Origin of the sequence: uncultured Cetobacterium sp. (genome assembly GCF_945952365.1) — a bacterium.
In the GTDB taxonomy this organism is placed as follows: domain Bacteria; phylum Fusobacteriota; class Fusobacteriia; order Fusobacteriales; family Fusobacteriaceae; genus Cetobacterium_A.
Window position 1 is genome coordinate 1 of the sequence record NZ_CAMFHX010000029.1, and the last position, 20,316, is coordinate 20,316.

The 20,316-nt window shown below is 31.2% G+C and carries 21 protein-coding genes; 5 read left to right on the forward strand and 16 right to left on the reverse strand.

What is annotated here, in order from left to right:
- Positions 1–228 precede the first annotated feature (228 nt).
- The 4 genes from dapD to Q0O83_RS09700 form a co-directional block, all read right to left on the reverse strand.
- A complete protein-coding gene (dapD, locus tag Q0O83_RS09685; protein WP_294096595.1) occupies positions 229–930 on the reverse strand; it encodes a 2,3,4,5-tetrahydropyridine-2,6-dicarboxylate N-acetyltransferase in 702 nt (233 codons plus the stop codon).
- 21 nt (positions 931–951) lie between these two features.
- Complete coding sequence (gene dapB / locus Q0O83_RS09690) at positions 952–1,650, reverse strand: 4-hydroxy-tetrahydrodipicolinate reductase (protein WP_294096597.1); 699 nt, start codon at positions 1,648–1,650, stop codon at positions 952–954.
- A complete protein-coding gene (gene dapA / locus Q0O83_RS09695) occupies positions 1,647–2,522 on the reverse strand; it encodes a 4-hydroxy-tetrahydrodipicolinate synthase (RefSeq protein WP_294096599.1) in 876 nt (291 codons plus the stop codon). The genes dapB and dapA overlap by 4 nt, the downstream gene beginning before the upstream one ends.
- A gap of 142 nt (positions 2,523–2,664) precedes the next feature.
- Positions 2,665–3,387: a hypothetical protein gene (locus Q0O83_RS09700; protein WP_294096659.1), complete on the reverse strand. Its 723-nt coding sequence runs from the start codon at positions 3,385–3,387 to the stop codon at positions 2,665–2,667.
- Positions 3,388–3,611: 224 nt separating this feature from the next.
- On the opposite strand from Q0O83_RS09700, the gene Q0O83_RS09705 reads away from it, so the two are divergent.
- The 4 genes from Q0O83_RS09705 to Q0O83_RS09720 all read left to right on the forward strand — a co-directional run bounded on the left by Q0O83_RS09705 (position 3,612) and on the right by Q0O83_RS09720 (position 6,281).
- The gene (locus Q0O83_RS09705; RefSeq protein ID WP_294096601.1) at positions 3,612–4,745 is read left to right on the forward strand and encodes a M20 family metallopeptidase; all 1,134 of its coding nucleotides are present in this window, start codon (positions 3,612–3,614) and stop codon (positions 4,743–4,745) included.
- Positions 4,735–5,544: a Cof-type HAD-IIB family hydrolase gene (locus tag Q0O83_RS09710; RefSeq protein WP_294096603.1), complete on the forward strand. Its 810-nt coding sequence runs from the start codon at positions 4,735–4,737 to the stop codon at positions 5,542–5,544. The genes Q0O83_RS09705 and Q0O83_RS09710 overlap by 11 nt, the downstream gene beginning before the upstream one ends.
- 108 nt (positions 5,545–5,652) lie before the next feature.
- Positions 5,653–5,988: a DUF2023 family protein gene (locus Q0O83_RS09715; protein WP_294096605.1), complete on the forward strand. Its 336-nt coding sequence runs from the start codon at positions 5,653–5,655 to the stop codon at positions 5,986–5,988.
- Between the two features lie 14 nt (positions 5,989–6,002).
- The gene (locus tag Q0O83_RS09720) at positions 6,003–6,281 is read left to right on the forward strand and encodes a DUF2325 domain-containing protein (protein WP_294096607.1); all 279 of its coding nucleotides are present in this window, start codon (positions 6,003–6,005) and stop codon (positions 6,279–6,281) included.
- A 14-nt stretch (positions 6,282–6,295) separates the two neighbouring features.
- On the opposite strand, the gene Q0O83_RS09725 is transcribed toward Q0O83_RS09720, so the two are convergent.
- The 3 genes from Q0O83_RS09725 to Q0O83_RS09735 form a co-directional block, all read right to left on the reverse strand.
- Positions 6,296–7,741 carry a flippase gene (locus Q0O83_RS09725; RefSeq protein ID WP_294096609.1) on the reverse strand — a complete coding sequence of 482 codons (1,446 nt, stop codon included), beginning with the start codon at positions 7,739–7,741 and terminating at the stop codon, positions 6,296–6,298.
- 15 nt (positions 7,742–7,756) lie between these two features.
- Entirely contained in the window at positions 7,757–9,061 is a 1,305-nt protein-coding gene (locus tag Q0O83_RS09730) for a Na+/H+ antiporter NhaC family protein (protein WP_294096612.1), read from the reverse strand.
- Positions 9,062–9,177: 116 nt separating this feature from the next.
- Positions 9,178–10,191 (reverse strand): PTS sugar transporter subunit IIC, encoded by a 1,014-nt coding sequence (locus tag Q0O83_RS09735; RefSeq protein WP_294096614.1) that lies wholly within the window; start codon positions 10,189–10,191, stop codon positions 9,178–9,180.
- A 344-nt stretch (positions 10,192–10,535) separates the two neighbouring features.
- Between Q0O83_RS09735 and Q0O83_RS09740 the strand changes: the two genes are divergently transcribed.
- Complete coding sequence (locus Q0O83_RS09740) at positions 10,536–10,913, forward strand: RidA family protein (protein WP_047384568.1); 378 nt, start codon at positions 10,536–10,538, stop codon at positions 10,911–10,913.
- A 29-nt stretch (positions 10,914–10,942) separates the two neighbouring features.
- Here Q0O83_RS09740 and Q0O83_RS09745 read toward each other — a convergent pair whose 3' ends face one another.
- The 9 genes from Q0O83_RS09745 to pheT all read right to left on the reverse strand — a co-directional run bounded on the left by Q0O83_RS09745 (position 10,943) and on the right by pheT (position 20,313).
- On the reverse strand, positions 10,943–11,938 hold the full coding sequence (locus Q0O83_RS09745) for an RnfABCDGE type electron transport complex subunit B (RefSeq protein WP_294096618.1): 996 nt from the start codon (positions 11,936–11,938) through the stop codon (positions 10,943–10,945).
- Between the two features lie 15 nt (positions 11,939–11,953).
- Positions 11,954–12,538, reverse strand: coding sequence for an electron transport complex subunit RsxA (gene rsxA, locus Q0O83_RS09750; RefSeq protein WP_294096619.1), 585 nt, complete (start codon positions 12,536–12,538; stop codon positions 11,954–11,956).
- 3 nt (positions 12,539–12,541) lie between these two features.
- Positions 12,542–13,150, reverse strand: coding sequence for an electron transport complex subunit E (locus Q0O83_RS09755; protein WP_294096621.1), 609 nt, complete (start codon positions 13,148–13,150; stop codon positions 12,542–12,544).
- A complete protein-coding gene (locus Q0O83_RS09760; protein ID WP_294096623.1) occupies positions 13,150–13,689 on the reverse strand; it encodes an RnfABCDGE type electron transport complex subunit G in 540 nt (179 codons plus the stop codon). The genes Q0O83_RS09755 and Q0O83_RS09760 overlap by 1 nt, the downstream gene beginning before the upstream one ends.
- A complete protein-coding gene (locus Q0O83_RS09765) occupies positions 13,689–14,621 on the reverse strand; it encodes an RnfABCDGE type electron transport complex subunit D (RefSeq protein ID WP_294096625.1) in 933 nt (310 codons plus the stop codon). The genes Q0O83_RS09760 and Q0O83_RS09765 overlap by 1 nt, the downstream gene beginning before the upstream one ends.
- Before the next feature lie 10 nt (positions 14,622–14,631).
- Positions 14,632–15,942, reverse strand: a complete 1,311-nt coding sequence (gene rsxC / locus Q0O83_RS09770; RefSeq protein WP_294096627.1) for an electron transport complex subunit RsxC — start codon at positions 15,940–15,942, stop codon at positions 14,632–14,634.
- A 103-nt stretch (positions 15,943–16,045) separates the two neighbouring features.
- Positions 16,046–16,612, reverse strand: a complete 567-nt coding sequence (pth, locus tag Q0O83_RS09775; RefSeq protein WP_294096629.1) for an aminoacyl-tRNA hydrolase — start codon at positions 16,610–16,612, stop codon at positions 16,046–16,048.
- Positions 16,613–16,681: 69 nt separating this feature from the next.
- On the reverse strand, positions 16,682–17,890 hold the full coding sequence (locus Q0O83_RS09780; protein ID WP_294096632.1) for an L-serine ammonia-lyase: 1,209 nt from the start codon (positions 17,888–17,890) through the stop codon (positions 16,682–16,684).
- Between the two features lie 29 nt (positions 17,891–17,919).
- Complete coding sequence (gene pheT / locus Q0O83_RS09785) at positions 17,920–20,313, reverse strand: phenylalanine--tRNA ligase subunit beta (protein WP_294096634.1); 2,394 nt, start codon at positions 20,311–20,313, stop codon at positions 17,920–17,922.
- Positions 20,314–20,316 lie beyond the last annotated feature (3 nt).

Consider the following 20,316-nt stretch of genomic DNA (forward strand, 5'->3'; position numbering starts at 1 on the left):
TTCTGTTATTTTCATAACTTCTGACTATTTTCTCTATTCGGTTGTTAATGTCCTTATTCTTTTCTTTCGTCTGCGGTGTTTCCCGCTGACAAATATAATAGTACCACAAAATTTAAAGTTCGTCAACAACTTTTTTTATTTTTTTTAAAGTTTTTTTATTTTTTATTTTTAAAACAAAAAATAATGCAGCATAACCCATTGATTCTGCTGCATTAAGTCTACATCTATCTATTTTCTAAGATCATCAACAAGTTTAGTCTTTTCACTTGTTTTTTCATCTTTTAATTTTACAACTTTAGCTGGATTTCCTGCTACTACTGCACCAGCAGGAACATCTTCTAAAACTATAGCACCAGCTGCTACCACTGAACCTTTTCCAATTCTAACTCCTTCTATTACAACAGCATTAGCTCCTATCATAACATCATCTTCAACTATTACAGGCTGGGCTGATGGAGGTTCTATTACTCCTGCTAAAACCGTTCCTGCACCTACATGACATCTTTTTCCTACAATAGCTCTTCCACCTAAAACAGCGTTCATATCTATCATAGTACCTTCACCAATTTCAGCACCAATATTTATAACAGCTCCCATCATTATAACAGCGTTATCTCCTATCTTAACTTTATCTCTTATTATTGCTCCTGGCTCAATTCTTGCATTTATAGCTTTTGTATCTAATAAAGGTACACCTGAATTTCTTGCTACATTCTCAACAAAATAATTTTTTATAGTTTCTTTATTTGCTTCTAATATAATTGAGATTTCTTGCCAATCCCCTATTAAAATAACTCCCTCTTCACCTTTAAAAGTAAATATTCCATCATTTTCAAAATTAACACTTCCATTTATATAAACTTTACTTAATGTTTTCTTTTTAGAATTTTTTATAAAACTTATCAATTCCTCAGCTGTTTCTAATCTCATCTTTGTAATACCTCCTAATTTTTATTGAAAAATATCTTCCATTGTATATAGTCTTGCTTGTTTACCTTTTATAAATTCAGCACATTTCAAAGCTCCTACAGCAAATATTTTTTTCGAGAGAGCTTTATGAGTAATTTCAATAATCTCATCCTCTCCTGCAAAAATAACTGTATGTTCTCCTACTATAGTTCCACCTCTAATAGCATGAACTCCAATCTCTTTAACCTCTCTTTTAGCCACTCCTTCTCTACCGTAAATTACATTATATTTTTCTGTTAAAGCTTTCTGTATAGTATCTAAAAGAGTTATTGCTGTTCCACTTGGTGAATCTATCTTTTTATTATGATGTTTCTCTATTATCTCTATATCGAAGTTACCTTCTAACTTTGGTGTTAAAGTTTTTAAAACTCCATTCATTGCATTCACTCCCAAAGATGTATTTGAAGATAATAAAATTGGAATATGCTTTGAGGCTGCTAAAAGCTTTTCTAAAGTCTCGCCTGTATATCCTGTTGTAGCTATTACTAAAGGATATTTTCTCTCAACACAAGAATCTATTAAGCTATTTAATTTACTAAAATGTGAAAAATCGATTACAACATCAATTTCTTCATCTTTTTTTATCTCTTCTATATTATCAACAAAAGCTACTATTTTTTCTCCGCCTAACTCTTTTATAGTTCTTCCCATAGCTCCTGTTCCATGCATAGCTATTTTCAAATCTCTTCACCAACTTCTGCTAACTCTTTTTTCAGTATCTCTATACTCTTTTGTTCTAACTCTCCTAATGGTAAACGACATCCACCAACATTCATCCCTAAAATATTCATAGCTTTTTTCACTGGAATTGGATTAACTTCTACAAATAGTGATTTTACTAATCCATTGTATTTCAGTTGAAGCCTTCTAGCTTCATTTACATCCCCATTTAAAAAACTATAAACCATATTATGAACTACTTTAGGTTCTATATTTGCTAGAACAGAAACTGTTCCTACTGCACCTATTGACATTAAAGGAACTGTCATATCGTCATTTCCTGAATATATCTCTAATTCGGGAACTAATCTTGCAATTTCACATGCATATGATATGTCTCCACTAGCTTCTTTTATTGCAACTATATTTTTTTGTTTTGCCAATTTTTTTAATAATCCTAAAGATAGATTAACTCCTGTTCTTCCAGGCACGTTATAAAGCATAATTGGTAATTTCACAAATTCAGCTATTGATATAAAATGCTTATAAATTCCATCTTCATTTCCTTTATTATAATAAGGAGTTACCAATAATAAACCATCAACTCCCATGCTTTCATACTTTTTAGACATTTCAATCGCTTGCTTTGTATTATTACTACCAGCACCAACAATTATAGGTAGCCTTTTTTTATTTACATCTAAAACAGTTTCAACAATTTTTATTTTTTCATCATCTGTAAGTGTACTCGCTTCTCCTGTTGTTCCTAATATTATTAGAGCATCTGTGCTATTTGCACAATGATATTCTACTAATTTTGATATCTCTAAATAGTTTACACTCATATCTTCATTAAATGGTGTAATAAGTGCTACTCCTGATCCTTTAAACATATGCTACCCTCCACTACTAAATTTATAATTTGAAAATGTTCCTTCTATATTATAGGTTAGTTTCAAAAAATTCAATTCATTTTTTAAGATTTTTTATATTCTACTTATTTTTAATAACTTTAGCTTACAAAGACTATTTTTTCTAGTCCATTATATAAGTTCCATTATCACTTCCTAAGCTTTCTCCAACAAAAATAGAAACACCATATTTTTTTCCTATCATTACAGCTCTTGTCTCCATAACTTTAGCACCGTTTCTTGACATCTTTTCCATATCATCATAAGAGATTTTAGAAATCTTCTTAGCTGTATTACTTTTTCTAGGATCCTCTGTATAAACCCCATCTACATCTGTATATATTTTACATTCACACTTTAAAAAACCTGCAAGAGCTACTGCCGTCGTATCAGAACCTCCTCTTCCTAATGTTGTTATATCTCCAATTTCATTAACTCCCTGAAATCCTGCAACTATAACTACTTTATTACTTTTTAAGTTTTTTTCTAAAAGCTCTGTATCTAAACTTATTATTTCACTATCGCCATGTTCTCCATTTGTTTTTAATCCTATTTGATACCCCGTATAAGAGACTGCTTCACATCCAATTGAATTCAAAGCTAAAGATAATAGTGCAATGCTTTGTTGCTCTCCTGTACTTATAAGCATATCAAGCTCTCTTTTGTTTGGTGTTGATGAAAAATATTGAGCTTTTTTCAATAACTCATCCGTTGTTTTTCCCATTGCTGAAACAACTATAACAATTTCTTCAACTTTTTCTTTTAAACTCTTTATATAATTTGCTATTTTTTCTATCTTTTCCAAAGTAGCAACCGAACTTCCTCCATACTTTAAAACAACTCTCATCACTATGCACCTCTCAAAGTTTTTATATATATTTTACTTCTTTTAATCATGATTTTAAATTTATCAATTTCTTATTTTTTTTGTTCATATAAACTTTAAATAAGTAAATATTTTAATATAATTTTATACTTATAAAGTTCTTAAAATATGAATTATTATTTTAAAAATTTGTTTTTATAAAAAAAAAAGAATATTATTAATTAATTATTCTTTAGGAGGTTACCATGAATTTTCTATTAAATAGCATTACTAAATACAGAAGAGATTTACATCAAATTCCAGAAATTGGTTTTAAAGAGTTCAAAACTCAAAAATATATAATTGAAACTCTTACAGCTATGGGTTACAGTCCCAACATAATCTGCGAAACAGGAGTTTATATTTTCATTCCTGGAAATTCAGAGTATTGTAAAGCTTTTAGAGCTGATATAGATGCTCTTTCTATTCAAGAGGAAAATACCTGTGAATTTTCATCAAAGCACTCTGGCTTTATGCACGCATGCGGACATGATGGGCATACTGCTGCTCTCTTAGGTTTTGCTGAGTATCTAACTACTATTAAAAATAAAAGTATTAGTACTCTTTTAATATTCCAACCCGCTGAGGAGGGACCTGGTGGAGCAAAATTTATTTGTGAAGCTGGTTTATTAGAAAAATATAGAGTAAAAGAGATCTACTCATTCCATCTTTTCCCAGACTTAGAAGAAGGAACTGTTTCAACTAAAGCTGGTCCTTTTTTTGCTCAAGCAACAGAGTTTGATTGTAAAATTATAGCCAAAGGTGGACACGGTGGAATGCCACACAAAACAAATGATCCCCTAATACCTTTTACGAAAATAATAGATTCTTACCAAACTATAATCTCTAGAAATCTTTCTCCATTCAGTGCAGGTGTTATAACTGTTGGAAAATTTAATGGTGGAACTGTTAGAAATATTATTCCTAACTCTGTAGATTTCCATGGTACAATTAGAGCGTATTCACAAGAGGATACTGAAAACATCATAAATAGAATGAAAGATATTCATAGAGGAACTGAATTAGCATTTAATATCAAAGTCGAAGATGAATTTAGAATTCTTTATCCAGCAGTTATAAACGATGCTAAACTTTATAAAAAGTTTTTAAATATTTCAAATAATTTTAACTTTATAGAAGGTGAAACTTTAGCATTAGCAGAAGATTTTGCTTTCTACGGTGAAAAAGTTCCTGCTGTATTTTTCCTACTAGGAACTAAAAATAAGGAAAAAAACTTTGTTTCTCCTCTTCACTCTTCAACATTCAATTTTGATGAAAAAGTTCTTCTTGAAGGAGTTAAACTATTCACTAAAATTTGGGAGGACAACAATGAAATATAAAATGATTGTTACTGACCTTGACGATACTCTTTTAAACTCTCAAGGTAAAATTTCATCTGAGGATAAAAAGGCCATCATGGAAGCTCAAGAAGCTGGAGTTAAATTTGTTTTAGCATCAGGAAGGCCTACATATGCAATGAGAGATCTTGCCAAGGAACTTCACCTTGAAAAATATGGAAGTTTTATTTTATCGTACAACGGTTCTATTATAACGGATTGCAAAACAAATAAAAATATTCTAGAAGAAACTTTAACAGTTGATGAAATCCACAAGCTCTATGATTTTAGTAAAAGAAAAAATGTTGAAATTATAACTTACCTAGAAGATACAATTATCTCTGAAGACTATAGTTCATACATCGAAGTTGAAGTTGATTTAACTAAGATGCCATTTGAAAAAGTAAAAAATTTCAAAGCCACTATCGATAAAGACTGTGTAAAATGTATCATGCTAGAAGACCCTAGTTATCTATCAAAAGTTGAAAAAGAATTAAAAAATGAGTTAGAAAAAGAGTTTTCTATTGCTATTTCAAAACCATTTTTCCTTGAGATTACAAAACTTGGAGTTGATAAGGGAAGCTCTCTTTTGAGATTGGTTGATTTAATTGGAATTAAAATAGAGGAAGTTATTGTTGTTGGAGACTCTTATAATGACTTACCTATGCTTAAGGTTGCTGGCCTTCCAGCTTGTGTTGAAAATGCAAAACCAGAAATTAAAGAGATTTGTCAATTTATTTCGACTTCAAATAACAACAATGGTATGTCAAATCTAATAAAAAAATTAATATTCGAAAAGTAAAGTGGTTAGCCACTTTTCTTTTTAAATAAAATACTTTGATAATAAAAATAATTGACATTTAAAACATCTTATGATAATATCATAGTAATCAAATTTTTGGAGGAGTTTATGCAAGTTTTTATTCATCATATATACGAGTTTGAAAAAGGAATTAGAAACCTAATTTTACATACTATTTCTGAAGATCTATTGACATTTGTTGAAGATAGACTTAACACTAAAAATATAGCTTATAAAATATATAAAATAAAAAATGGTAGATACAATATCTTCTTTGGAGATGAATCTTGTATCAACGTTATAAAAAAAATTAATAAACCTAATCTATCTGAATATACTGCTGAAGAGGATTTTATTTTAGGAATCATGTTAGGATACGACAGAAAAAAACAGTGTGACAGATATATACAGTTTAAGAATAGAGAACATATCAAAGTTTCATAAGGGAGGAGAGAAACATGGTTGCTATTGTAGGTGGTTTAAAAAGAGGAGAAAGAGAGTATTTAGAGTTACTAAAATCTTATAACTTAAAAGGAAAAGTTTATAATACTCAATGTCCTAATTTTTGTAAAAAAATTAAAAACTGTGAAATGTGCATAATTTTTACTAACTTAGTTAGTCACAACCTTTTGAATAATTGTACTAAAGTTTGTAAAACTCAAAATATTCCAATTGTTCATTTAAACAATAACAGCATCTCAACACTTAAAGAAAATTTAGAAAAAACTTATAAATAGAAAAAAAGATTGCATTATCGCAATCTTTTTTTTATATAATTTATCCACATTAAAACTCTTGTATTCTTCAATAAAATTAAAGATATAAAGTATATTATTCCATAAACTATAGGAGTAATTACTAAAGTAAATAGATTTCCATAAACTCTTATTAAATCTATTTTTAAATAAAGAGCTATTGAAATTAAAACTCCAATAACCATAGTTATAATCCTATCTTTAGTCAGAATTTTATAGTCAGAATAAATTCTTTTCATTTGATATATTTTAACTAATGCTATTATAATCTCTGTAACTAATGTAGCTATTGCTGCTCCATTTCTTAGATAAACTGGTATTAGAAAATAGTTCAATCCAATATTTAAAAATACTCCAACTATAGAGATTATCAATATATCTCTTTCTAAATCATTTGGTAACATCACTTGTCCACCTATAAATGTTCCTATAGCTAGAAATACTAAACATGGCGACATTATAATCATCGTTTCAATTGAACCAATAAATCCTTCTCCTGAAAATAGCAAAGTAAACTCCCTTGCCAATATCATCATCAAGACTGTTGCTGGAATTCCAACTATAAAAGCATAGTCCATAAATACATCTATATTTTTATAAATATTTTCCTTCTCTTTTCTTTTTATAGCTCCTATTATCCTTGGTGATAAAACTGTTCCCAAAGTCAATATAACAGGTAAAACCATTTTATACATTTTAACTGCTGCTGTGTATAGTCCAACCTCTGTATCATTTATCATTATTCCAAGCATGGTAGTATCAATACTACCATATATTCCTATTGTAAATATATACAGAAATATTATCAACATGCTTTTTGTATGTCTTTTAAAATTCAACTCTTTAAAATTAAAGTTAAAATATTTTCTGACACTAAAGACATCTACTATTCTTGCTAATATCTCTGGAACAACAAGTAACAGAGCATATAAATAGTAATCATCTGGTGTTTTTATAAAATAGAATAAAAACCCTAAAGATAAAATTCTAATTGTAAATGAACGTATCAATCTTCTTTTATGATTTTCCATTACAATGAAAAAGTGATTTATATGAAAACATTCAAATAAAACCTGAGCTGAAAAAATATAAAAAATTAAACTTTCTTTTGTAAACTTATCATAAGATTTTACTGCTATTAAAAGAACTATCAAAGAACCAATGCTACTTAAGATTGTCATTAAAAAAAGTTCTGTAAAGATTTTTTTAAACTCAACCCAATCTCCAATTCCTTTAGCTTTAGATAACTCTTTTATTCCATAATTAGGTGCACCTAATACTGACACTATTACAAAATAAGCTACAACTCCCTGAACAAAATAAACTTTCCCTAGATATTCTGGCATCAAAACTCTAGACACATAGGGAAAAGTTATTATTGGAAAAATTGTATTACTTATAATAAGTAGTACGTTGTATAAATAATTTTTTGAAACTGACATTTTTCTACTTCCCCATTAAGATTCTTTTGGATTATATAAAATATATCCAATTGTTATCGCTGCTAAAATCATTTGATACCATAATAAAGGAATTATATCAAATGGTGAAACTTTCCCACCTGCAAAACTAAGCATTATCAACATTTGAGCTCCATAAGGAATTGCTCCTTGAGCTATACAAGAGAAAATATCTAAAACAGAAGCACTTTTTTTAGGATCTACTCCATATTTATCTGATATTTTTTTTGCTATTGGACCATTTATTATTATCGCTACAGTGTTATTTGCTACAGCCATATCTGTTAATGTTACCAACAATCCCATACCTATCTGAGCACTCTTCACACCCTTTATTCTCTTCTCTATTGTATTCATAATCCACTCTACTCCACCAGCTTTTGTAACAAGTGATGCCAATCCACCAGTTAAAAGAGAAAGTAAGAATATCTCTGTCATTCCTGTAAATCCGTTATAGATCTCTTTTGCATAAGTTAACCATGTAAAATCACCGTAGAATAACCCAATTGCTCCTGAAAGACCTATTCCCGCTGTTAAAACAACAAAAACATTTATTCCGATTAAAGAAAGTACTAAAACAAATATGTATGGTAAAACTTTTATTACATTAAAAGTATAGATTGCTGTTTCAGGTGTTGCATCTGGTTTTCCAAATATAATTAATAATATCAATGTTAAAATTGCTGCTGGTGCTGCTATTTTAATATTTACCTTAAACTTATCTCTCATCTCAACACCTTGAGTTCTAGTTGCAGCTATCGTTGTATCAGAAATTATTGAAAGGTTATCTCCAAACATAGCTCCACCCATCAAAGCTGCTAATACCAACGGCATTGATACTCCACTTTTATCCGCCAATCCAACTGCTATAGGTGCTAAAGATACTATCGATCCTACAGAAGTTCCTGTAGCCGTAGCTATAAATCCTGCTATAAGGAATAATCCTGGTGCTATATAATGTGAAGGAACATACGTTAATCCTAAATTAACTGTTGAATCCACTCCTCCCATTCCTTTTGAAACAACTGCAAATGCTCCAGCTAAAAGATATATTACACACATCGTTATAATATCTTGGTGCCCACATCCCTCTAAAAAAGTTTCAAACTTCTCTTTTATTGTTCCTTTAAAAAGTAAAAATGCAACAATTATCGCTGGAAAAATTGCTACTGGTGCAGGAAGTTGATAAAATGCTAACTCTACTCCTTTTGAGTCTAATATGATTCCACTTCCTAAATAAAACCCTATGAAAACTAAGAAAGGAACTAAGCCTTTAAAACTTCCTTTTATTTTTGTATTCATTTTTTACCCCCTTTTTATTTTCTTATACATTTTTATGAGTATACATTATTTTTCAATATTTATCAAATTTTTCATAAAAAAAAGCTCCGGTTAGACCGAAGCTTTCACATTAACTATTATCCTCTTATTTCAGATACAGTTTTGATTTTATAGTTCTTAAATACGATTGATCCTACATATCCTGTTAAGATACCAGCAGCAGCACATAGTCCAGCTGTTATTAATACCTCTTTAGCAGGGTTGAATCCAAACATTACTGCGAAACCAGCGATTGGTGTTGCTGTTCCTGTAGCATTGTTTATTAATCCAAAGTAGTTAACGATCATTCCAGCGATTCCTCCACCTATGAAGTTAGTTGTAAATACTGGAATTGGGTTTGCAGATATGATATCTGCTTGAGTTAATGGCTCGATTGCTACAGCTATCGTTGTTGATCTATCTCCAAACTTCATTCTATCGAAGAACACGAAGTTCATGAATGATGAAGCCATTACAGATAAAGCTCCTATAGCCATTGGTAAACCAGTTAATCCTAACATTGCTGTTAACGCCATTGAACTTATTGGAGCTGTTGCAACTACTGTTATAACTCCTCCTAAGATAAATGACATTACATATGGACTAGCTGATTGAGCCGCTATAATTATATCTCCAATTGTTTTTAAAGCAAATGTAACTCCAGGTGAAGTGAATTGTGCAATTCCTCTTCCTAAAGGTGCCGCTAAACAAATAATAACAATTAAATCTAATCCATCAGGGATTTTCTCCTCTAATTTAGGTATGATGAATGACATTACGTATCCAGTGATAAATCCAGGGATGATTCCCATTCCTCCACAAACTACACCTAACATAACTGCATAAACAGGACTTACTCCTAAAGCTAATGGTACTAATATTGCTGCTGCAACTCCTCCCATTGATCCTGCAGATGATCCAACTTCTCCTAAAAACTTAATTCCTAAAAGATCTCCACCAACATATAATTGGAAAGCTTCTACTAGAAAACTCGCCGTTGCTGCTCCTGCTAGAGCACCCATAGCCTTCATTCCTTTTGGTGCTTTTAAACTAAAACCACTAAAGAATGCTAAAACCAATAATAATAATACTGAACCTTTTAATAATTCCATTTTCCCTCTTTCCTTGTAACTTTGTTAAAAAAATAACAAGTAGTTACTCTAAACTTTTTTTCTCACAAAAGTGATTTTACTCTACTTTTCACAAAAAGTAAAGTACTTTTTTTAATTTTATGTTTATTTTTAAAACAATTCAATATACGTTTAACACATTTAATTTATACTTTACATAAGTTTAGTTTTTGTTAAGTCCTACAAACCATTTTTTTATGTAATAAAGTTATTTTTTTCACAAATGCTTTTTTTAAATATCCCTTAAATTAGTATTTTATAGGTTGTTTATGTCATAAATTTATGTTAGAATTGACGTATCTAAATTTAATTGGGAGGTATTTATAATGAAAAGAGTTATTAACACAGCCAAAGCTCCTGCAGCTATTGGACCTTATTCTCAAGCTATCGAAGTAAACGGAACACTTTATGTTTCTGGACAAATTCCATTTGTTCCTGAAACTATGACAGTTATCTCTGATGATGTTAAAGAGCAAACTAAACAATCTTTAGAAAATGTAAAAGCGATTTTAGAAGAAGCTGGATACTCATTAACTGATGTTGTGAAAGCTGGGGTTTTCATTAAAGATATGAACGATTTTGCTGCTATAAATGAAGTATACTCTGAGTACTTAGGAGACGTTAAACCTGCTAGAGCATGTGTTGAGGTTGCTAGATTACCTAGAGATGTTAAAGTTGAAATAGAAGTTATCGCAGTTAAGTAATAAAAAAGATGAGGGAACCCTCATCTTTTTTATTTGTTTTGAATATTTATTTTTATCGCCGAGAATTTACATTTATCATAACAAAGTTGACAACCTATACACTTCGATTGATCAATTTTATGCTTTTGCTTTACTTCTCCTTCGATACACTTCATCGGACAAACTCTAGAACATGCTGTACAACCTATACATTTCTCCTCTATTATTTCAGCCTTTTTTATCTCCTTCACTTCACTGTTGATTGCTTTCGTTGGACACTTCACAGCACATAATCCACACTCAACACACTTTTCAGGATTAATTCTTGCTACATTATTTTTAATTTCAATTGCATCTACTGGGCAAGCCTTTTGACATAATCCACATGCGATACAAGCAGCTGTACAAGCTTTTCTTGCTACAACACCTTTATCTCTTGATAAACAATTTACAGTAACTCTTTTATTCATAGGAAGCATCTCTATCAATCTTTTCGGACAAGTACTTACACATTTTTTACAAGATACACACTTCTCTTCATCGATATTAACTATTCCTTTTTCAGTAACTGTTATTGCATTAACTGGACAAACTTTAGAACAATCTCCATATCCTAAACATCCAAACTTACATGATTTATCTCCACCTGCATATAGGTTTATAGCTTCACAAGTTGTTAACTTACCTTGAAACTCATATGTTTTTGTTGTTTTTGTGCAATCACCTTGACATAGTAATTTAGCTACCATTTTAGGTCCTGATAAATCTACAGTTGCTCCCATAACTTTTGCAATCTCTGATGCAACTGCTGGTCCTCCTGGTGAACAAGCTGTCATCTCTGCTCCATTTAATGCTATTGCCTCTGCATATCCAGCACACCCTGGGTAACCACAAGCTCCGCAATTTATTCCTGGAAGTATTCCTTGAATCGCCTCTACCTTCTCATCAACCTTTACTTCAAATTTTTTAGAAGCATAAGCTAAAAATAGTCCCATTGCTAACCCTGTTCCTCCTAAAGATAAAACAGGAAATAATATTGATTCCATTAACCTACCTCCAAACTATATTTGCATTCCGCTGAATCCCATAAAAGCCATTGCTAAAAGTCCTGCTGATATAAACGCAATCGGAACTCCTTTAAATGGACCTGGAATAGCTGCATACTCTATTCTTTCTCTTATTCCCGCTAATAAAACTAGAGCTAATGTAAATCCAATCGCTACCGCTGCTCCATTTATAACTGATTCAATAAAATTATATTCTTGTTGAATATTTAAGATAGCTATACCTAGCACAGCACAGTTTGTTGTTATTAAAGGAAGAAATACTCCTAACGCTTTATAAAGATTTGGTGATGTCTTTTGAATTGCCATCTCAACAAATTGTACTAAAGATGCTATTATTAAAATAAAAGCTATTGTTTGTAAATACTCTAAATTTAAAGGAACTAATAGATAGTTATAAATTGTCCAAGTTACACCCGAAGCTAGTGACATAACGAATGTTACTGCCATTCCCATTCCAATAGATGCCTCAACTTTCTTAGAAACACCCATAAATGGACATATCCCTAAAAACTTAGCAAATATTATATTTTGAATAAAAATTGCTGTTATGATTAAACTAAATATTTTTGCAAAATCCATTCTTTATTTCACCTCACTTTTTCTAGCTTTAAAATAATTTTGAGTAGCAATTATAAATCCTATTGTTATAAATGCTCCTGGTGCTAGTATAAAGATTAAAGCCGGAGTAAATCCTGCTGGTGTCACTGGAATTCCAAATGCAGTTCCATTTCCTAAAATCTCTCTTATAGTACCTAATATAGTTAATGCTAATGTAAATCCTAATCCAGCTCCAATTCCATCCAATAATGATTTGAAAACACTATTTTTTGATGCGAAACTTTCCGCTCTTCCAAGCACAATACAGTTTACAACAATAAGCGGTATAAATAGTCCTAAAACCTTATATAAATCTGGAAGGTATGCTTTCATAACCATCTCAACTATTGTAACCAATGAAGCTATAACCATTATAAACGCTGGTATTCTAACTTTATCTGGAATAAAACTTTTCATCATCGATATCAACATATTTGAAAACACAATAACTGCCATAGTTGCTAATCCCATCGCCATTCCATTTATTGAAGACGACGTAACTCCTAATGTTGGACACAGCCCTAATAATAAAACAAAAACTGGATTTTCTTTAATTATTCCGTTTAATAATATCTCTTTATTTGACTTTGCCATTATCTTTTGTTCACCCCACTATTAAAGCTATTTAAAGCTCTTTTAATTCCTGTGTAAACAGCATTTGGTGATATTGTTGCTCCTGCAAATCCATCTGCTGATTTATTGAATTCATAAGATGCATCTTTTCCAATAGCCTTCTTTTGCCATTCTAAATCAAGAATTTTTGAACCTAATCCTGGTGTCTCTTGACTACCTATTATGTTTAATCCAGTTACTCTTCCTCTTCTATCAATACCTAATACAAAATCTATATTAGCTGCATATCCAGGTTCTGAAACAGTTACAACATAACCTACAGGTCTACCATTATCTCCATTTCCCGGAATAAAGTCTAAACCATCAACTTTTACAGTTGCTTCTTCATCAAAAGATACAGCCTTAGGAAGAACTAAAGTTCTTGCTGCATTTACCGCTATCTTTTCATTTTCTTTTATAACTTTTTGTGTCGCTCCATTTACAACCGATAAAATTCCTGCTGATATAGAAGCTATCAACGTTAAAACTAATCCGTAATGAACAAATCTATTTTTTTCCATTATTTTACCTCCCCAAACTTTTTAGGGCTTATGTATCTATTAATTAATGGCACAAATCCATTCATTATTAATATTGAATATGCAACTCCTTCTGGATATCCACCTTTAAATCTAATTAAAGATACTAAAATTCCAACTCCTAAAGCAAATATAGCTTTTCCTTTTGGTGTATGAGGAGAAGTTACCATATCTGTTGCCATAAAGAATGCTCCTAAAAACAATCCACCTGAGAATATATGTAAAAATGGATCTACTCCAGCTATTAAAGATGAAGCGAAAACTGTTCCAATAATAATTGCAGGAACTTTCCAATCAACTTGCTTTTTATAGATTAAATACAATCCACCTAAAAGTAAAGCTAAGGCTGAAGTTTCTCCTAAACAACCACCCATTTTTCCTATAAAAGTATTTAAGTATAAATTACCTTTATCAACCAAAGCTAAATCTGTTGATAAACCTCTTTTCATAGCATCTAATAGTGTTGCTCCACCGATATCATCATACATAAATGTCGTTATTGCAACTGGCCAAGACGCTTGCACAAAAGCTCTTCCTACTAAAGCAGGATTAAATATATTATGACCTAATCCACCAAATACCATCTTTCCTAACACTATAGAAACTACCGCTCCTACTATTATATATGCTAATGACATATATGGCGGTATTACAAAAGCGTATAAAATTCCTGTGATAATAGCACTTCCATCAAAAATTTGAACATCTTGCTTCATTAATTTTTGACAGATAAACTCTGTTGCCATACATGATAAAATAGATACTGCTGTTACTACTATTGCTCTAATTCCAAAAAAATAGCTCGCTGCTAAAAGTGCTGGTAGTAATGCTATTATTACATCATACATTACATCATCAACAGTTTCTTTAGTTCTGATATGAGGCGATGGCCCCATTTTTAAAATTTTTGCCACTTTTTTCCTCCTACTTTTTCATCGATCTAAGTTTAGCTTTTCCAATTTTTATTGCTTCTGTTAATGGTCTATTAGCTGGACATATATATGCACATGAACCACACTCTATACAGTCCATCAAATGATACTTAGCTAACTCTTCCCATTGTGAAAACTCAGCTAATCTAGCATACATTATTGGTTCTAAAGACATCGGGCAAGCATCTACACACTTTCCACATCCTATACATGCTTTTGGCTTACAATAATTTGTTTCTTTTTTTGTTAAAGCCAGTAAACCAGATGTTCCTTTTATAACTGGAACTTCAAGTGTCAATTGAGCCATTCCCATCATAGGACCACCCATAACTATCTTTTCTACTTCACTTTCATCATAACCACAGTTTTCTAAAATAAGAGAGATTGGAGTTCCAATAACTGCTCTTACGTTTTTAGGATGTTTTATCGCTTTTCCTGTTACAGTTACTACCTTATCTATTAAAGGTAATCCATTTACTATAGCATCATAAATAGCTGCTGCTGTTGTTGTATTATTAACCACAACACCAACCGCTGATGGTAATTTTCCTGATGGAACCTCTATATTTAACGTTGCTTTAATTAAAGATTTTTCTCCACCTTGTGGATACATAGTTTTTAAAGGCATAACCTCTATTCCTGTTCCCGAAGCTGCTTTTTTCATAGCTTCTATAGCTTCAGGTTTATTATCTTCAATTCCAATAATAGCACTATCTACATTTAAAATATGCTTCATTATTTTTATACCTTCTATTACCTTTAAAGGCTCTTCAATCATAACTCTATTGTCTGAATTTAAGTATGGCTCACATTCAGCACCATTTAATAGTAAATGATTTATTTTAACATCTGCTGGTGGATTTAACTTTATATGAGTTGGAAAGGCTGCTCCTCCAAGACCAACAATTCCTTTTGTTCTTATTATTTTTAAAAGTTCATCTTTACCCATATTTTTCCACTCAGGATTTTTCTCTAAGTGAGTCCATTCATCTTGTTCATCATTTTCAATTACAATTGTTTGTACATTTCCCATCAATGGAAACGGTAAATTTTCAATTTTTTTAACTGTTCCACTTACACTTGCATGAACTGGTACAGATAAAAAAGCTTCTGAATCTGCAATTATTTGTCCTTTTAAAACTTTCTCCCCTATTTCCACTGAAGGAACTAAAGGAACCCCTATATGTTGAAGAAGTGGGATGAAAACCATTTTAGGTGCTGCCAGTACTTCAATGGCTGCATTTTCAGTTTGGATCTTATTTTCAGGTGGATGTACTCCGCCTTTGAATCCGAAGAATTTCATAAAAATATTCCCTCCTTTGTAGTAAAAACTATATTCCATTGTTAGAATAACATATTTATTTATATTTAACAACTTTTTTGCTCTATTTTTTTGCTTTTTTGTGTTACTTTTTGTTATATTTCTGCATAATTTTATCTATTTGAGTGTCATTTACAACATCATCTAATAAACTTTTTACTGAATCAAACATCGGGTTTACAAGTTCTGATTCCTCTTTTGTGAATCTACCCAATACAAAATTTATATTTTCATCTTTATTTTTTGCTTTTCCAATACCACATTTAACTCTAATAAAATCTTGCCCTAAATGAGATATAATAGATTTTATACCATTATGTCCTCCAGCACTACCATTTACCTTAACTCTTGTTTTACCTAATGGTAAATCCATATCATCATATACTATCACTAACTCTGTAGCTGGATCTATTTTATAAAATTTTGCAACCTGAACTACTGAATTTCCACTTAAATTCATATACGTTTGAGGTTTTAAAAGAATGACTTTTTCTCCATCTATTGTTTTTTCTGTTATTAATCCTTGAAATTTTTCTTTAAATTGATTAAATCCCTTTTTATCTGCAAACTCGTCAAGTATATCAAATCCAACGTTGTGTCTTGTTCTTTCATACTCTCTTCCTGGATTTCCAAGTCCTACTATTAACTTCATTTTTCCTCCTAATATTTTTATAACTATAAAGAAAGAGAGAATCTTAGATTCTCTCTTTCAAAGGTTTTATTAGCAATTCCCATCAAATTGGTACTTTGCAAGTCCTCCTAATGAAGTCTCCTTGTACTCATCTTTCAAGTCTTTTCCTGTTTCTCCCATTGTTTTTACAACTTGGTCAAATGTAATGCTGTGCTTTCCATCAGTATACATAGCATATTGAGCTGAATCTAAAGCTCTAACTGCTGCTGCTGCGTTTCTCTCAATACAAGGTATTTGAACATATCCTCCAACTGGATCGCATGTTAATCCTAAGTGGTGCTCTAATGCCATCTCTGCTGCATATTCGATTTGCTCTAATGATCCACCTAATATGAAACAAGCCATTGCTGCTGCCATTGCACAAGCTGATCCAACCTCTGCTTGACATCCACCCTCTGCTCCTGATATAGTAGCATTTTCTTTTATTATGTTACCAATTAATCCTGCTATTGCAAGTCCTTTTAGTACCTCTTCATTTGATAAGTTATACTCCTCTTTTAATGCGTACATTAATCCTGGAATTACACCTGCAGCTCCACAAGTAGGGGCAGTAACAACTCTACCTCCTCCTCCGTTTTCTTCAGATACAGCTAGTGTATAAGCGAATATTCTTCCAACAAATCCATTTCTAGATTTGTCGTTTCTTGCTTTTCTGTAGAACGATTGTGCTCTTCTTTGTAATCTAATTGTTCCTGGTAAAACACCATTTTTTGAAAGACCTGATTGTACAGAAGCTTCTAAAGCAGTTCTAATTTGATCTAAGAAATACCAAATTGATTCCCCTTCACTTTCTGTAACAAATTCCCATAATTCTTTTTTATTTTTTTCACACCATAGCATAATTTCTGCCATTGTTCCAAATGAATAAACCTTTGATCCACCCTGTCTTTGTTGTCCTTCTTCCATGATAGTTCCTCCACCAACTGAGAATACTAACCAAGACTTTAATTCGTTTCCTTCTTTATCTAAAGCTATAAACTTCATTCCGTTAGTGTGATACGGATGAACATACTCTGGCATCCATACAATTTCTGTAGATTTAGGCTTTAACGTTTCAACAACTATGTGATCTGTTAAATGCCCTTTTCCTGTTAATGCAAGTGATCCGTATAACTCTACTTTAAAACTTGCTGCATCCGGGTTTTCTGCCTTAAATCTTTTTGCTGCTCTCTCTGGCCCCATTGTGTGAGAGCTTGATGGTCCATTTCCAACCTTAAATAATTCTCTTAGTGAATCCATTTTTCCTCCTGAACTTTTAATTAAAAATTTTACTGTCTAATCTCTCCATTATAGTTTTTAGCTATTAACTTTAAAATCTTATCAACAGTTATATTGATATCGTTTTCCTCAAGAGTCCCATCTTTCTTTCTAAGAACGATGCTAATAGCTACTGATTTTTTATCAGCTTCTATTTTATCTCCTTGGTAAACGTCAAATATAGCAACACTTTCTATTAGATTTGATGACTTTTTAATGTCTTCTAACATCTTCCCTACAAGTACATCTCTATCTAAAACAACTGCAATGTCTCTTGTAACTTCTGGATATTTAACAATTCTCTCATATTTAACTTTTTTAGCTCTATAGTTTAATAATGTCGTTAAATCCAACTCTGCAACATATGCTTTCTCTCTCTTGATATCCATATTCTCTGCAATTTCTGGATGAATCTCTCCAAAAGTTCCTATTTTAACTTTTCCTATTTTTATATCTGCACTTCTTCCTGGATGGAAGTTTTTATCTTCTGATCTTTCTAATTGATATCTATTTACACCCATATACTCTAAGAATTTTTCAACAAATCCTTTTAAAGTATAGAAATCCATAGCTTCTGGTTTTGGATCCCATAAAGATTTAGATGTCTTTCCAGCTAAAGCAATAGATGCTCTTAACGTTTCATTTGCTAGTCCATCCTCTTTTGGAGTAAATACTCTAGATACTTCAAAGAATCTTAAACCATTTTGATTTCTATTTAAGTTATCTCTTAAATTAGCTAATAAACTATAAACAAGTGTTGGTCTCATAACAGCCATATCATCACTTATAGGATTAGTAATCTCTAAAGTTGGCTCTGATATTCCTAACATTTTTATAGCTTCTCTTGAAATAAAGCTGTAGTTTATTACTTCTTGTAATCCTAACTTAGCTAAAATCTCCTTAGCCTCATCAACAACAACAGTCATTGAATCTTTTACACCAGGTCTTATGTTTTCTTCTGGCATTTTATTTTCAATATTATCAAAACCATACATTCTTATAATCTCTTCATATAAGTCTGCGGTTCTTGTTAAATCACCTCTATATGAAGGTGGTGTAGCTAAAATTGTTGTTGAATTTAATGTTTTTATGTTAATACCTAAGTTTGTAAGTATTTTTCCAACGATATCTATTTCAATATCTTTTCCCATAAACTTTCTTAATTTTTCAATGTTTAAAGGAATCTCTATTTTCTCATATTTTTCAATATATTTATCGATGCTTCCCTCTAAAATTTCTCCTTCAGTAAGTTGAGAAATTAATTCAGCAGCTCTTTCTAAAACTTCAATATTGTTTTCAATATCTAATCCTCTTTCAAATCTGTATGAAGAGTCACTTGATAAAGTTAAATCCTTCGATGTTTTTCTTATATTTTCAGGTGTGAAATAAGCACACTCTAAGAAAATCTCTGTTGTTTCTTCAGTAACTTTACTAGATTCTCCACCCATTATTCCAGCTATTCCTAATGGCTTTTCAGCATCTGCAATAACAAGCTCTCCTTTTTTAAGCTCTCTTTCAACTCCATCTAAAGTTACTATTTTCTCTCCTTCAGAAGCTTTTCTAACAACAATTTTTCTATCTGCAATTTTTGTTAAATCATAAGCATGTAACGGTTGATTACATTCAAATAGTATATAGTTCGTCGCATCTACAACATTGTTGATTGGCTTCAATCCCATAGATAACAATCTATTTTTTAACCATTCAGGAGATTCTTGAACTTTTATATTCTTTATAACTTTTCCTGTAAATCTCTTACATCTCTCTTTATCTTCAATTCTTACATCTACATGTCCTGTATTGATGCTCTCAATTATACTCTTTGATTGGAACTCAGGCCATTTTATTTTTCTACCGTAGTATGCTGCAATCTCTCTAGCTATACCTATATAAGATAAACAATCAGGTCTATTTGGAGTTATCTCTAATTCGAATATTACATCGTTTAATTTTTTATAAACTCTGTATTCTATACCTAAAGGTGCATCTTCAGGAAGTATGATTATTCCATCTCCGTCATTTCCAAGACCTAATTCAACCTCAGAACATAACATTCCTTGAGATTCTACTCCTCTTATTTTACTTTTTTTGATTTTAAAATCTCCAGGTAAAACAGCTCCAATAGTTGCTACTACAACTTTATCTCCTAATTTATGATTAGGTGCTCCACAAACTATTTGAAGTTCCTCTTCTGCACCAACATTAACTTTTAATAAAGTTAACTTTTCAGCTTCAGGATGTCTTCCATATTCTGTTATTTGCCCAATAACAACCTTTGCTAAATCTTTACCTTGCTCATCTATAGCTTCAACCTCTTGACCTATCATTGTCAAAGTGTTTTCTAACTCTTTTATGTCCTCTTTTATATCGACATATTGCTTCAACCAATCCAACGAAATTAACATTAT

Coding starts and splice junctions, on each gene's coding strand:
- dapD (WP_294096595.1), bottom strand. CDS start 930: ATGAGATTAGAAACAGCTGAGGAATTGATAAGTTTTATAAAAAATTCT.
- dapA (WP_294096599.1), bottom strand. CDS start 2,522: ATGTTTAAAGGATCAGGAGTAGCACTTATTACACCATTTAATGAAGAT.
- Q0O83_RS09700 (WP_294096659.1), bottom strand. CDS start 3,387: ATGAGAGTTGTTTTAAAGTATGGAGGAAGTTCGGTTGCTACTTTGGAA.
- Q0O83_RS09705 (WP_294096601.1), top strand. CDS start 3,612: ATGAATTTTCTATTAAATAGCATTACTAAATACAGAAGAGATTTACAT.
- Q0O83_RS09710 (WP_294096603.1), top strand. CDS start 4,735: ATGAAATATAAAATGATTGTTACTGACCTTGACGATACTCTTTTAAAC.
- Q0O83_RS09715 (WP_294096605.1), top strand. CDS start 5,653: ATGCAAGTTTTTATTCATCATATATACGAGTTTGAAAAAGGAATTAGA.
- Q0O83_RS09720 (WP_294096607.1), top strand. CDS start 6,003: ATGGTTGCTATTGTAGGTGGTTTAAAAAGAGGAGAAAGAGAGTATTTA.
- Q0O83_RS09725 (WP_294096609.1), bottom strand. CDS start 7,741: ATGTCAGTTTCAAAAAATTATTTATACAACGTACTACTTATTATAAGT.
- Q0O83_RS09730 (WP_294096612.1), bottom strand. CDS start 9,061: ATGAATACAAAAATAAAAGGAAGTTTTAAAGGCTTAGTTCCTTTCTTA.
- Q0O83_RS09735 (WP_294096614.1), bottom strand. CDS start 10,191: ATGGAATTATTAAAAGGTTCAGTATTATTATTATTGGTTTTAGCATTC.
- Q0O83_RS09740 (WP_047384568.1), top strand. CDS start 10,536: ATGAAAAGAGTTATTAACACAGCCAAAGCTCCTGCAGCTATTGGACCT.
- Q0O83_RS09745 (WP_294096618.1), bottom strand. CDS start 11,938: ATGGAATCAATATTATTTCCTGTTTTATCTTTAGGAGGAACAGGGTTA.
- rsxA (WP_294096619.1), bottom strand. CDS start 12,538: ATGGATTTTGCAAAAATATTTAGTTTAATCATAACAGCAATTTTTATT.
- Q0O83_RS09755 (WP_294096621.1), bottom strand. CDS start 13,150: ATGGCAAAGTCAAATAAAGAGATATTATTAAACGGAATAATTAAAGAA.
- Q0O83_RS09760 (WP_294096623.1), bottom strand. CDS start 13,689: ATGGAAAAAAATAGATTTGTTCATTACGGATTAGTTTTAACGTTGATA.
- rsxC (WP_294096627.1), bottom strand. CDS start 15,942: ATGAAATTCTTCGGATTCAAAGGCGGAGTACATCCACCTGAAAATAAG.
- pth (WP_294096629.1), bottom strand. CDS start 16,612: ATGAAGTTAATAGTAGGACTTGGAAATCCAGGAAGAGAGTATGAAAGA.
- Q0O83_RS09780 (WP_294096632.1), bottom strand. CDS start 17,890: ATGGATTCACTAAGAGAATTATTTAAGGTTGGAAATGGACCATCAAGC.
- pheT (WP_294096634.1), bottom strand. CDS start 20,313: ATGTTAATTTCGTTGGATTGGTTGAAGCAATATGTCGATATAAAAGAG.